Source organism: Geobacillus sp. WSUCF1 (genome assembly GCF_000422025.1).
Classification (GTDB): Bacteria; Bacillota; Bacilli; order Bacillales; family Anoxybacillaceae; genus Geobacillus; species Geobacillus zalihae.
The window spans coordinates 27279-40291 of sequence record NZ_ATCO01000016.1; the positions used below are offsets into that span (position 1 = coordinate 27279).

Annotated in this window: 12 protein-coding genes and 2 pseudogenes; 11 read left to right on the top strand and 3 right to left on the bottom strand. The window is 54.0% G+C overall.

The window, feature by feature from the left end; translation table 11 throughout:
• The first annotated feature begins 11 nt into the window (after positions 1–11).
• The 6 genes from dnaG to I656_RS13500 all read left to right on the top strand — a co-directional run bounded on the left by dnaG (position 12) and on the right by I656_RS13500 (position 5997).
• The gene (gene dnaG, locus I656_RS13525; protein ID WP_020753810.1) at positions 12–1808 is read left to right on the top strand and encodes a DNA primase; all 1797 of its coding nucleotides are present in this window, start codon (positions 12–14) and stop codon (positions 1806–1808) included.
• Between the two features lie 34 nt (positions 1809–1842).
• A complete protein-coding gene (rpoD, locus tag I656_RS13520) occupies positions 1843–2970 on the top strand; it encodes an RNA polymerase sigma factor RpoD (protein ID WP_011231962.1) in 1128 nt (375 codons plus the stop codon).
• 73 nt (positions 2971–3043) lie between these two features.
• Complete coding sequence (locus I656_RS13515) at positions 3044–3559, top strand: hypothetical protein (RefSeq protein WP_015375428.1); 516 nt, start codon at positions 3044–3046, stop codon at positions 3557–3559.
• A 108-nt stretch (positions 3560–3667) separates the two neighbouring features.
• Positions 3668–4030, top strand: a complete 363-nt coding sequence (gene cccA, locus I656_RS13510) for a cytochrome c550 (protein WP_011231960.1) — start codon at positions 3668–3670, stop codon at positions 4028–4030.
• A gap of 144 nt (positions 4031–4174) precedes the next feature.
• On the top strand, positions 4175–4879 hold the full coding sequence (locus I656_RS13505) for a tRNA (adenine(22)-N(1))-methyltransferase TrmK (RefSeq protein ID WP_033004713.1): 705 nt from the start codon (positions 4175–4177) through the stop codon (positions 4877–4879).
• On the top strand, positions 4876–5997 hold the full coding sequence (locus I656_RS13500) for a Nif3-like dinuclear metal center hexameric protein (RefSeq protein WP_020753813.1): 1122 nt from the start codon (positions 4876–4878) through the stop codon (positions 5995–5997). The genes I656_RS13505 and I656_RS13500 overlap by 4 nt, the downstream gene beginning before the upstream one ends.
• 81 nt (positions 5998–6078) lie before the next feature.
• Here the strand turns inward: I656_RS13500 and I656_RS13495 are convergent, their stop codons facing one another.
• Together I656_RS13495 and vrrA are read right to left on the bottom strand one after the other, a co-directional pair.
• Positions 6079–7029, bottom strand: coding sequence for a 4-hydroxy-3-methylbut-2-enyl diphosphate reductase (locus tag I656_RS13495; RefSeq protein ID WP_015375424.1), 951 nt, complete (start codon positions 7027–7029; stop codon positions 6079–6081).
• A 121-nt stretch (positions 7030–7150) separates the two neighbouring features.
• A complete protein-coding gene (gene vrrA, locus I656_RS13490; RefSeq protein WP_015375423.1) occupies positions 7151–7681 on the bottom strand; it encodes a VrrA/YqfQ family protein in 531 nt (176 codons plus the stop codon).
• 392 nt (positions 7682–8073) lie between these two features.
• Between vrrA and I656_RS13485 the strand changes: the two are divergent.
• Both I656_RS13485 and I656_RS13480 read left to right on the top strand, forming a co-directional pair.
• A pseudogene (locus I656_RS13485) lies at positions 8074–9385 on the top strand (DEAD/DEAH box helicase).
• A gap of 41 nt (positions 9386–9426) precedes the next feature.
• Positions 9427–10326, top strand: a complete 900-nt coding sequence (locus I656_RS13480) for a deoxyribonuclease IV (protein ID WP_014196359.1) — start codon at positions 9427–9429, stop codon at positions 10324–10326.
• 20 nt (positions 10327–10346) lie between these two features.
• Here the strand turns inward: I656_RS13480 and I656_RS13475 are convergent, their stop codons facing one another.
• Positions 10347–10607, bottom strand: coding sequence for a DUF2624 domain-containing protein (locus I656_RS13475; RefSeq protein ID WP_011231953.1), 261 nt, complete (start codon positions 10605–10607; stop codon positions 10347–10349).
• Positions 10608–10702: 95 nt separating this feature from the next.
• Here I656_RS13475 and I656_RS0114610 point away from each other — a divergent pair.
• The 3 genes and pseudogenes from I656_RS0114610 to I656_RS13465 form a co-directional block, all read left to right on the top strand.
• Positions 10703–11584: pseudogene (locus tag I656_RS0114610) on the top strand (YitT family protein).
• Between the two features lie 82 nt (positions 11585–11666).
• Positions 11667–12434: a metal ABC transporter ATP-binding protein gene (locus I656_RS13470; protein ID WP_011231951.1), complete on the top strand. Its 768-nt coding sequence runs from the start codon at positions 11667–11669 to the stop codon at positions 12432–12434.
• A 25-nt stretch (positions 12435–12459) separates the two neighbouring features.
• The coding region (locus tag I656_RS13465; RefSeq protein WP_020753819.1) for a metal ABC transporter permease at positions 12460–13013 on the top strand (554 nt) is incomplete at its 3' end.

The following is a 13013-nucleotide window of genomic DNA, read 5'->3' on the forward strand; positions in this document are numbered from 1 at the left end:
GGGTTGTTCGTATGGGACATCGCATTCCCGAGGAAACGATTGAAGCCATCCGCCGCGGCGTTGACATCGTTGACGTCATTGGCGAATACGTCCAGTTGAAAAAGCAAGGCCGCAACTATTTTGGCTTATGCCCGTTTCACGGAGAAAAGACGCCATCGTTTTCCGTTTCCCCAGAAAAGCAAATTTTCCACTGCTTCGGCTGCGGGGCAGGGGGGAATGCCTTTACGTTTTTAATGGATATCGAAGGCATTCCGTTTGTGGAAGCGGCGAAACGTCTTGCGGCCAAAGCAGGGATCGACTTGTCCGCCTATGAGCTGGACGGCCGCGGGAGTGATGGCAGCCGAGCCGACGAGGCGAAGGCGATGGTCGAAGCACACACGTTGTTGAAACGATTTTACCATCATTTGCTTGTCCATACAAAAGAAGGACAAGCCGCGCTCGATTATTTGCAGGTGCGCGGGTGGACAAAAGAAACGATTGACCGATTTGAAATCGGCTATGCGCCGGATGTTCCTGATGCCGCCGTCAAGCTGCTGGAGAGCCGTTCGTTTCCGTTGGTGTTGATGGAAAAGGCGGGCTTGTTGGTGAAAAAAGAAGACGGGCGATACGTCGACCGCTTCCGGAATCGGATTATGTTTCCGATCCATGATCATCGCGGCGAGACGGTTGGTTTTTCCGGCCGTCTGCTTGGCGACGGGCAACCAAAGTACATGAACAGCCCAGAAACGCCGATTTTCCGCAAAGGCACGCTTTTGTATTTTTTTCACGAGGCGCGCGTGTCAATCCGCAAGCGTCAAGAGGCGCTGCTCGTTGAAGGGTTTGCCGATGTCATCTCTGCCGTGCAGGCCGGCGTTGACTATGTGGTGGCAACGATGGGAACGTCGCTGACCGAGGAGCAGGCACGCATTTTGCGCCGCCATGCTGAAACGGTCACGATTTGCTATGACGGCGACAGCGCCGGAACGGAAGCCGCCTGGCGCGCCGCCGAACAATTGAGCGCGTTCGGGTGCCGCGTGAAGGTAGCGTTGCTCCCGGACGGGCTGGATCCAGATGAATATATACGCACTTCTGGCGCCGACCGTTTTGCCGAAGAGATCGCCGCCGCCCGGCCGCTCATGGCGTTTAAAATGGATCGTTTGCGGCGGGGAAAAAATTTGCAGGAAGAAGGCGACCGGCTCCGTTATATCGAGGAAGCGCTCCGAGAAATCAGCAAGCTGTCGAGCCCGGTGGAAAAAGATTATTATATGCGCCAGCTTGCGGATGAGTTTTCGCTGTCGCTCTCCGCGCTTTACGAACAGTTGTCCCGCTCCAAGCCGGAACAGCCAAAGCCGCAGGTGAACGACGGCGGAAAACCGTCCCAGCCGGCATTGACGAAAAAATTGCTTCCGGCCTTTCAAAATGCCGAGCGGTTGCTGCTTGCCCATATGATGCGGAGCCGCGATGTGGCGTTCATCGTTCAGGAGCAGGTCGGCGGCCGATTTAATATCGAAGAGCATCGGGCGTTGGCTGCTTACATTTACGCCTTTTACGAAGAGGGGCATGAAGCCGACCCCAGCGCGCTCATGTCTCGGCTTCCCGGCGAGTTGCGGACGCTGGCGAGCGAGCTGTCGCTTTTGTTGGTCGCAGACGACGTTTCCGAGCGGGAGCTTGCCGATTGCATCCGGCATGTGTTGAATCACCCGAAATGGTTAATGCTAAAGGAAAAAGAGCAAGAAAAGACGGAAGCGGAGCGAAGAAAAGACTTTTTGACGGCCGCCCGCATCGCGAAAGAGATGATTGAGATGAAAAAAATGTTATCTTCTTCATAACATGGTGGTATGAGTTTTTAAAGGAGGTAATGAAATGGCTGAAAAACCAGCCCAATCAAAGCAGGCTGAAGCTGCCGGCGAATCGCTTGAACAAGTGAAAGAGCAACTCGCTGAGCTCGGCAAAAAGCGTGGGATCCTCACCTACGAGGAAATCGCTGAGCGGTTGTCTGGCTTTGATTTGGACTCCGACCAGATGGATGAGTATTATGAATACCTCGCTGAGCAGGGCATTGAAGTGATCAGCGAATCTGACCTTGAGGCCGATCCGGACATCGACGACTTGGCCAAAGAGGAAGAATTCGACTTAAATGACTTGTCCGTTCCTCCAGGCGTCAAAATCAATGACCCGGTGCGCATGTACTTGAAGGAGATCGGCCGCGTGCCGCTGTTGTCGGCGGAAGAGGAAATCGAACTGGCGAAACGGATCGAGCAAGGCGATGAAGAAGCGAAACGCCGGCTGACGGAAGCGAACCTCCGCCTCGTCGTCAGCATCGCCAAACGGTATGTCGGCCGCGGCATGCTCTTTCTTGATTTGATTCAAGAAGGGAACATGGGGCTGATCAAGGCGGTCGAAAAGTTTGACTATCGGAAAGGCTACAAGTTCAGCACGTACGCGACGTGGTGGATCCGCCAAGCCATCACAAGGGCGATCGCCGATCAGGCGCGGACGATCCGCATCCCGGTTCATATGGTCGAAACGATCAATAAACTGATCCGCGTCCAACGGCAATTGCTCCAAGACCTCGGGCGCGAACCAACGCCGGAAGAAATCGCCGAGGAAATGGATTTGACACCGGAAAAAGTGCGGGAAATTTTGAAAATCGCTCAAGAACCGGTGTCGCTCGAGACGCCGATCGGCGAGGAAGATGACTCGCATCTTGGCGATTTCATCGAAGACCAAGACGCGACATCGCCATCCGAGCACGCTGCTTACGAGCTGTTGAAAGAGCAGCTCGAAGATGTGCTTGATACGCTGACGGATCGCGAGGAAAATGTGCTGCGTCTCCGCTTCGGGCTTGACGACGGACGGACGCGGACGCTCGAAGAAGTCGGCAAAGTGTTCGGCGTGACGCGCGAACGCATCCGTCAAATTGAAGCCAAAGCGTTGCGCAAGCTGCGCCATCCAAGCCGCAGCAAACGGCTGAAAGACTTTTTAGAGTGACCGTTTTGTTCGATAGTTTACTTCTTCGGAAGTAAACTATTTTTTCTTTCTTTATGGGAAAGGTGGTCTATCTATGAATCGGCAACGACGGGAAACGATCATCCAAGAAATCGAATATTGGAAACGTTCGCGCCTTCTGCCGGAACATTATTGCGACTATTTGCTCGCGTTGTACACGGAAGGAGACGCCCGTTCGCACGGACGACGGTGGCGCAGCTCGCTCGCCGCTGGTCTCTGTTTATTGCTTCCAGCCGTTGCTCTTGTCATTTATTTTACTGAATTGTCATTCGTTTTGCAAACGCTCCTTTTCGCCCTATTTTTGGCTGCCTGCTTGTTCTTTTGTTGGCGGTGGCGGAACAAGCGGGAGCTCCTTCACTTTCCGCTCATCGGAAGCGCCTGGATTTTGCTTGTGGCATCCATTCTTGAGGTTGATCGGTATTTTCCCAGGCAAACGGGTGCGCTAGCAGCTGTCGTGCTCGGAAACTGTGTTCTCTGGTTTGTTGTCGGCCGCCTGCTTCACCTTCGCTACTTTTCGCTCGCCGCTGTCAGCGGGGCGTTGCTTGTAACCGCCGCCATCTGGTGGCGCTGAGGCGTGTTGTTGCCATTTCGGCAACTTAGGGCTTTTCCTTGTCCATTATTTACAGTAAAATAAAATTGTTTGCAGCGTTCTTCATTATACATAAGGGAGGTAAAAGAGATGAACCGCAATCCGCTCATCCCGTTTTTCATCATCATGGCATTCGGGATTGTGCTGACGTTCGTCTTGTCGTTTAAAGGGCTAGGCGATGCGAAGGAAATGGCCAAAGAGAAAAAAGGCGGCGAAAAAACGGAACAAACGGCCGAATTCAACCCAGAACAGTTTTACCAACAAACGTGTTCTGGCTGTCACGGCCAAAACTATGAAGGCGGCGTCGGTCCATCGTTGAAAGGGGTCGGGCAACGGCTGTCGATGGACCAAATTAAAGACGTCATCCAACACGGGCGCGGCAACATGCCGCCAGGGCTTGTGCCGGCGGATAAAGCCGATGCCATGGCGAAATGGCTCGCCGGTTTAAAATAATGGATGGTGAACATCCCTTTGCTTTTTGGCAAGGGGATGTTTTGTTTAGTACAATAGAGGCGCGCGGTGTTGGAGAGGAAAGGAGGGGAAGGCGAACCGCCTTCGCGCTGCAGGTGGCGGAAGGTTGGTTGCCATTGCGGTGCTATGAACGAATTTCGCCTGTCGAAACGGCTGGAAACGGTCGCCTCATTCATTCCAAAAGGGGCGGTGCTTGCTGACATCGGGTCGGATCATGCGTATTTGCCTTGCTATGCCTGCTTGCACGGCTGCGCATCAAAAGCCATTGCCGGCGAGGTGGCGGACGGACCGTTCCGCCTAGCGCAGCAGCAAGTCGAGAAGTCCGGGCTTTCTCATCTCATTTCCGTGCGCAAAGGGGATGGGCTTTCGATCCTTGCCCCGGGGGAGGCGGACTGCATCACGATCGCCGGCATGGGTGGGGCGCTGATCGCCCGCATTTTGGGCGACGGAAAGGAAAAGCTTGCCGGTGTCAAACGGCTCATTTTGCAACCGAACATCGGTGCGGAACTTGTTCGCCGTTGGCTTCTTGATCATGGGTGGGAGCTCGTGGCTGAGCGCATTTTGAAAGAAGATGGGCAAATTTATGAAGTACTCGTCGCCGAGCGCGGCGACGCCCGACGGCCTTACCGACATCTTGAGGCGGAGCTACTCCTTGGACCGTTTTTGCGCCGGGAAAACAGCGAGGTGTTCCGCGAAAAGTGGAAGCGCGAGATTGAAAATTGGAAACGGATCATCGCTGATTTGACGGCCAAAGGGCAAAGTGAAGCGGCTGAGCGGAAAAAGCGTGAACTGGAGAGAAAAGTTCAATTGGTGGAGGAGGCGTTGTTATGAGCCGCGTTCCGTACGGCTATGAAATCATTCAGCTTCTTGAGCAGCTTGCTCCGAAACAGTTGGCGCTGGAAGGGGATCGGATCGGTCTGCAAATCGGGACGCTAAACAAGCCGGTCAAAAAAGTGATGATCGCTCTCGATGTGCTCGAAGATGTCGTTGTCGAAGCGATCGATCAGCAAGTGGATTTAATCATCGCCCACCACCCGCCGCTGTACCGCCCGCTGAAGCAATTGCTGACTGATGATGGGCACGGGCGGATGATCGCCGCGTGCATCAAGCATGACATTGCGGTGTACGCCGCCCATACGAATTTGGATGTGGCCGATGGCGGTCTGAACGATTGGCTTGCCGAGGCGCTCGGCTTAAACGATACGGCTGTGCTTGTGCCGACGTATACCGAACCGTTGAAAAAGCTCGTTGTTTATGTGCCGGTGACGCATGCTGAGGTGGTGCGGAAGGCCTTAGGCGATGCCGGCGCCGGGCATATCGGCCGCTACAGCCATTGCACGTTCAACAGCCGCGGCGTCGGCACGTTTTTGCCGCACGAAGGGGCGCGGCCGTTCATCGGCGAGCAAGGGCGGCTCGAGGAAGTTGAGGAAGTGCGCATCGAAACGATCGTGCCGGCCTCTCTTGAACGGGAAGCGATTCAGGCGATGCTGGCTGTTCATCCGTATGAGGAAGTGGCCTATGATATCTATCCGCTTGACAATGAAGGCCGCCGCTTCGGGCTCGGGCGCATTGGCCGGCTGCCGCAGCCGGTGACGCTTGGCGCTTTTGCCGAGCAGGTGAAAACGGCGTTTTCCGTTCCGGCGGTGCGCGTCGTTGGCCGGCTGGATGATCTCGTGCAAACGGTCGCGGTGCTTGGCGGGGATGGGAATAAGTTTGTCGCTGCCGCCGCATCGGCCGGGGCGGACGTATACGTGACAGGGGATGTGTATTACCACACCGCCCATGACGCCCAAGCGCTCGGCCTTCACATCATTGATCCGGGACATCATGCAGAAAAAATCATGAAAGAAGGCGTAGCCCGATACTTAATCACTGAGCTCTCGAAACGTCAATGGGAGGCGGAAGTGGTTGCTTCCAGCGTCCATACTGATCCGTTTCAGTTCGTATGAACGGCCAACGAAAAAGGCTGTCCTGGATGAGCGGTTCAACCGTTTGTCCAAGACAGCCTCTCTTTATGGATGAAACAACCGTCACTCTTCTTTCTTTGTTTTCACTTTCGGCAAGATTTTTTGCAGCGGCACTTTCCGTTCCCTCTTCCATGTCGATGGGTCGTTCGGGTCAAACTGCTCCAAAAAGTCGATCACTTCTTTCGTAATCGGCGTCGGGGTGGAAGCGCCGGCGGTGACAGCGACTTTTTTCGCATCTTTAATCCAGTTGATGTCGATTTCCGTCACATCAGCGACGCGATACGCCTTCGTGCCGGCGATCTCTTCCGATACTTGGGCGAGGCGGTTCGAGTTGTTGCTGCGCGGGTCGCCGACGACGATCGTCACATCGGCTTCCTTCGCCTGCTCAGCGACCGCTTCTTGTCGGAGCTGGGTGGCCAGGCAAATTTCTTTATGCATTTCCACGTGCGGGTATTTTTCTTTCACTTTCGCCATGATATCGGCGACGTCCCATTGGCTCATCGTCGTTTGGTTCGTCACCATGATGCGCTCATTGTGAATGGACAGCTGTTCGACATCATCGATGGTTTCCACAAGATGGATTCTTTCCGGATTGATGCCGACCGCTCCTTCCGGTTCCGGATGTCCTTTTTTGCCAATATAGATGATATCGTAGCCATCGGCGAGCTTTTGTTCGATGAGCCGATGCGTTTTTGTCACATCGGGGCATGTCGCATCAATCGTGACAAGTCCCTTTTCGAGCGCTCGTTTTTTCACTTCCGGTGAGACGCCGTGGGCGGTGAAAATGACGGTGCCATGGTCGATTTTTTCCAAAATTTCCAAACGATTTTCTCCATCGAGCGTGATGATGCCTTCTTCGGCAAACGCGTCCGTGACGTGCTTATTATGGACGATCATGCCGAGAATGTAAATCGGACGCGGCAAAGATGGGTCCAACGCCGCGTTGCGGGCGATGACCATTGCATCGACCACCCCGTAGCAATACCCGCGCGGGGTAATTTTAATCACTTCCATCATATTCCCTCCCTGCCGCCGGTTGTGCGGCGGTTGTTCACCTTCCATTATATCGGAGCACCGGGGAGAAGACAAAGAATAACCGCCCTAAACAGCGGGTGCGCTAGGGCGGGGAAAGAAACTAGATATACAGTTTCGGCTTGGACGGCTTCGGGGCGGCCGGTGCTTCTTTTTCTTGCGGCTCTTCGCGCTTTGCCTGCGGAACGGAGCGTTTTTTTGGCGCCTTGGCGGCCGGCTTTTGTTTCGTTTCGTTGGCCGGTGCGCTTTCCGACGTTGTTTCGCCTTCCCCTTCATCGGCCGGTTTCAACTCGCGGAAAATGCGGATCATCGCCGGAAGATTGCGGATGAGCGGTCCATACTGTTGCACCATCGGCATGACGTTTTGTGCGATGCCAAGCATTTTTTGCACGTTGTTTAACATGCCAACCAAGCCGCCGCCCGTGTTGGATGCGGCGGTGTTAGCGGCGTTGGACAAAAACGGCAGCCCCCACGGAGACGATGCAGCAGCCGGCGGCTGCCCGCGCGAAAACAAGCGGGCCAAGAAGCCGCCGGGGCCGCTGGGGCCAAAAGGCGGCGCCGGCATGCGGGCGAACGGGGCTGGCGGCCTTCCGGCAAACGGAGAAGGCATCATCGGGGGCCGACTGTATCTCATAGCAGCTTCCTCCTTTCGGTCGTGCGGATGAACGAATGTCCTCCTTTCTACAATATGCGGGCAAGGCGGGAAAGGTTTGTTGCAGGATCGTCTTTAGTTGCGGCAGGGGGCAGCGATTCGCTATAATGGTGAAGCGGACGAAGCGGTGCCCATATGCCATTTGAAACGTTAACGTTTACGCTCTTTTATGGAGCCAGCCGGTATTGGATCGACTGTCGGGTGACCGAACCATACTGCTTCCAGACCGATGCATGGATTTGTGAAACGGTTGGTTGTTCCGTCGCGTCAAAGCTTGCCGCCGACAGTCGGAAAAATAGACGGCACGCTTTTGGGCCAACGAGATGGGAAACCTTCCAGTTGCGTTTATTTAATATAGAAGGGAGTGGTGCTTGATGACAGAAACGCAGTTTACTCGTTTTCCGTTTCAACCGTTTATCATCGAAGCGATCAAGACGCTTCGTTTTTATAAACCGACGGAAATTCAAGAGCGCATCATTCCGGGGGCGCTGCGCGGCGAAAGCATGGTCGGCCAATCGCAAACCGGAACGGGAAAAACACATGCGTACTTATTGCCGATCATTGAAAAAATCAAGCCGGAACGCGCCGAAGTGCAAGCCGTCATCACGGCGCCGACGCGCGAATTAGCGACGCAAATTTACCACGAAACGCTGAAAATCACGAAGTTTTGCCCGAAAGATCGGATGATCGTCGCCCGTTGTTTGATCGGCGGGACGGATAAGCAAAAAGCGCTCGAAAAGCTCAACGTGCAGCCGCATATTGTCATCGGCACGCCGGGGCGCATCAACGATTTCATTCGCGAGCAGGCGCTTGATGTGCATACGGCCCACATCCTTGTCGTCGATGAAGCTGACTTGATGCTCGATATGGGCTTTATCACTGATGTCGACCAAATCGCCGCCCGGATGCCGAAAGACTTGCAAATGCTCGTCTTTTCAGCGACGATTCCGGAAAAGCTGAAGCCGTTTTTGAAAAAATATATGGAAAACCCGACCTTTGTCCACGTCGACCCGAAGCGGACGGCGAACCAAAACATCGAACATGTGCTCATCCCGCTGCGTGGACGCGAGAAAACAAAACTGCTCCGTGATGTGCTCCTCAGCTACAACCCGTATTTGGCCATCGTATTTGTCAACACAAGGAAAATGGCTGACGAGGTCGCCGACCGTCTCGCTGAGCAAGGGTTGAAAGTCGGCGTGCTGCACGGCGATTTGACGCCGCGCGAGCGGAGAAAGATGATGAATCTTATCCGCGATTTGGAGTTTCAATATGTCGTCGCGACCGATTTGGCGGCGCGCGGCATCGATATTGAAGGCGTCAGTCATGTCATCAACTACGAGTTGCCTGATGATCTGCAGTTTTATATTCACCGCGCCGGACGGACGGCGCGCGCTGGCTATAGCGGCATTGCGGCGACGATTTACGAGCCGTCTGACCAAGATGCGATTGCTCGGTTGGAAAAAATAGGAATTTCGTTTGTCCACCGTGATCTCGTGCGCGGCGAATGGAAGGAGCTGCCGCCGTGGAACCGGCGGAGCAAGCGGGCGGGCGAAAAAGATGACGAACTGGCGCTGCTTTTCGCCAAACTGAAAAAAACGAAGCAGGTGAAGCCGGGCTACAAAAAAAAAGTTGCGCGCGGAGCTGGAGAAGAAGAAAAAGCGGCTTGGCCGCTTCAAAAAATCATAATCGCCGTCCGCCTTTAACGCAAAGAAAAGGGAGAGAAGAACATGTTAAAAATCGGTTCACATGTTTCCATGAGCGGAAAGAAAATGCTGCTGGCCGCCAGCGAGGAAGCGGCCTCCTACGGAGCGAACACGTTTATGATTTACACCGGGGCGCCGCAAAACACAAAGCGCAAGTCGATTGAAGAGCTCAACATCGAAGCCGGGCGCCAGCATATGCAAGCGCACGGCATCGAAGAGATTGTCGTCCACGCCCCGTATATCATCAATATCGGCAATACGACCAATCTCGATACGTTTTCGCTGGGCGTCGACTTTTTGCGCGCGGAAATCGAGCGGACGGAAGCCATTGGAGCCAAACAGCTTGTGCTCCATCCAGGCGCTCACGTCGGCGCAGGGGTGGAAGCCGGACTTCGCCAAATTATTCGTGGACTGAATGAAGTGTTGACGCGCGAACAGAACGTGCAAATCGCCCTAGAAACGATGGCCGGCAAAGGGTCGGAATGCGGGCGGACGTTTGAGGAGCTCGCGTACATTATCGACGGCGTCGCCTATAATGATAAGCTGTCCGTTTGCTTTGATACATGCCATACGCATGACGCCGGCTATGACATCGTCAACGATTTTGACGGCGTCCTTGAGGAGTTTGACCGGATCATCGGTCTCGGGCGGCTGAAAGTACTGCACATCAACGACAGCAAAAACCCGCGCGGCAGCCGGAAAGACCGCCATGAAAACATCGGTTTCGGCCATATCGGGTTTGCTGCGCTCAACTATATCGTCCATCACCCGCAGCTTGAGGATATTCCGAAAATTTTAGAAACCCCATACGTGGGCGAGGACAAACACAACAAAAAACCACCGTACAAGCACGAAATCGCCATGCTGCGGGCGCAGTCGTTCGATGACCAGTTGCTTGAAAAAATCAACGCTGGGGCGGAATGAGAAAAGGGCTATGCGCCCTTTTATTTTTTTTGCACGAATTTCAAAAATAGCTCGTTCGCTTTTCGAGCGATGTCCGGCGAGGTGATTTTCGCTAACTCTCGCACCCATTTTTTCCGCTCCTCGGGGTCAAAGACGTTAATGTCGTTCGTCCGGGCGAGATGAAGAATTTGTTTCGCTTGGCTTGTCGTGATGGGCAAGCCGTACTCTCGGCTGTACGCAACGAGTTCTTCCGGGGTGATCGTTTTTAATTTTTGCTTGACAAGCTGTTGGTAAATGTTCATCGCAGCCGCCTCCTTGCTTCTGTTCCATCATATGACGTGAATGGAAAAGGCGTGTATGGTATAATAGAAAAAACAAAAAGGGAAAGGGTGGTAGTTTGGTGTCAAAACAGCATAAAAAAAGAACCGCTAGGCCATGTGTTGTATCGGGTGTTGATGATCGCCATCGGCGCCTCTTTGGCGGCGTTTGCCATCGAGCGGCTGCTCGTTCCGAACAAAATGATCGACGGCGGCATCATTGGCATATCGCTGATTCTGGACTACTTGACTCCGGACGAATGGCGGCTGCTCAATTTCGCCACGCTCGTCATCCTCTTAAACGCCCCGTTCATGTATTTCGGCTACAAGCAAATCGGAAAAACGTTCATGCTGTCAACGATTTTAGCGTCGTGATCCTCGGCGTCACCGAACGGCTGTTTCACCATCTTTCCCCGCTGACGACCGAGCCGATTTTAGCCACCGTTTTTGGCGGGTTGTCGCTCGGTCTTGGCGTCGGATTGGTCATCCGTCATGGCGGATCGCTCGATGGGACGGAAATTTTGGGGATTTTGATGACGAAAAGAATCCCGTTTTCGGTCGGCGAGTTTGTCATGTTTGTCAACGTTTTTATTTTTGGCTGGGCGGCGTTTGTGTTTGGCCTCGAGCCAGCCATGTATTCGGTGATGACGTACTACATCGCCTCAAAAACGATCGATGCGGTCATTGAAGGGCTTGACGAGACGCGGGCGGCCTTTATTGTGACCGATCATTATGAGGAAATTTCCGACGCCATTTTGCACCGGCTCGGCCGCGGGACGACGAAATTGCTCGGCAAAGGCGGATATACGGACGAGCAAAAGGAAATCATTTATGCAGTCGTCACGCGCTTGGAAGTGACAAAACTAAAATCGATCGTCAATGAAATCGACCCGGATGCGTTCATCACCATTATGCCGACGCATGAAGTGCGCGGCGCCCGCTTTAAATCAGCGATTCATTGAGGTTTACAAAACGCGGATGGTGGGGTATACTTGCATAGTGAAGCAAATCGGAATGATTCTGAATTAGCAAGGGAGAACCGCCATGGAAAATGGGCTTGTTGTGCAAATTGAGGATGTGTCGTTCCGCTATGAAAACGAGAACGTGCTTGAGCATGTTAGTTTAACGGTGCCGAAAGGGGCATTTTTAGGATTGGTCGGCCCGAACGGCTCGGGAAAATCGACGCTGCTCAAATGTGTGCTCGGCTTGTTAAAACCGAACAGCGGCCGCATTTTTTTGTTCGGCGAGCCGATTGAATCGTTTCGCGAATGGCATCGAATCGGTTTCGTGTCGCAAAAAGCGAACAGCTTCAACCGCAGCTTTCCGGCGACGGTTGAGGAAGTGGCGGCGAGTGGGTTGGCGGCCAAACGCGGCTTATTTCGGCCGCTGACACACGAAGACCGCCGTGCGGTCGAAGCGGCGCTCGCGGCCGTTGGGTTGAGCGGCCTGGCAAAGCGCAATATCGCGGAGCTGTCCGGCGGCCAGCAACAACGGGTATTTATCGCCCGCGCACTGGCGAGCAAGCCGGATTTGCTCATTTTAGACGAGCCGACGGTCGGCGTGGATGCGCGCCATGTGCATGAATTTTACGAACTGCTCGGCGACTTGAACCGCCGCGGCTTAACGCTTATCTTAGTGACGCATGACATCGGGACGATCACGGACCGGGTGACCGATATCGCCTGTTTGAACAAGCGCCTCTATTTCCATGGAAAGGCGGAAGAGTTCGAACATCTTGGCAACGAGGCGATTTCGCAGTTTTATGGCCATCCGCTCCATGTTCTCTCTCACGAGCATGAACGGGCGGAATGAAACGGTGACGGTGGAGGAATGACACGTGTGGGAAGCCATTTGGCAATACGAATTTTTGCGCAATGCGTTTGTTGCCGGCGTTTTGACCGGTTTTACGGCGCCATTGCTCGGCGTTTTTATTGTCGTTCGGCGGCTGTCGCTCATCGCTGATGCATTGAGTCATGTGACGCTCGCCGGCATTGCCGCCGGGCTCTTGCTTGGAAAAGCGGCGCCGGCAGCCGCGAGCTGGAACCCGCTTTACATCGGAATGGGGTTTTCCGTCGTCGGGTCGCTGTTTATCGAAAAGCTGCGCGCTGTGTATCGGCATTATGAAGAGCTTGCGATTCCAATCGTGTTGTCGTCCGGTCTTGGCTTGAGCGTCATTTTCATTTCGATGGCCAACGGGTTTACGACCGATTTGTTTTCGTATTTATTCGGCAGCGTCAGCGCCGTCAGCCGTGCTGATGTTTGGACAGCGTTTGCTGTCGCCGCAGCTGCCGCGATCGTGATTTTGACGTTTTACAAAGAGCTGTTTCTTCTTTCCTTTGACGAGGAATACGCCCGAGTCTCCGGCGTTCGCACCACATGGATCCATTTTTT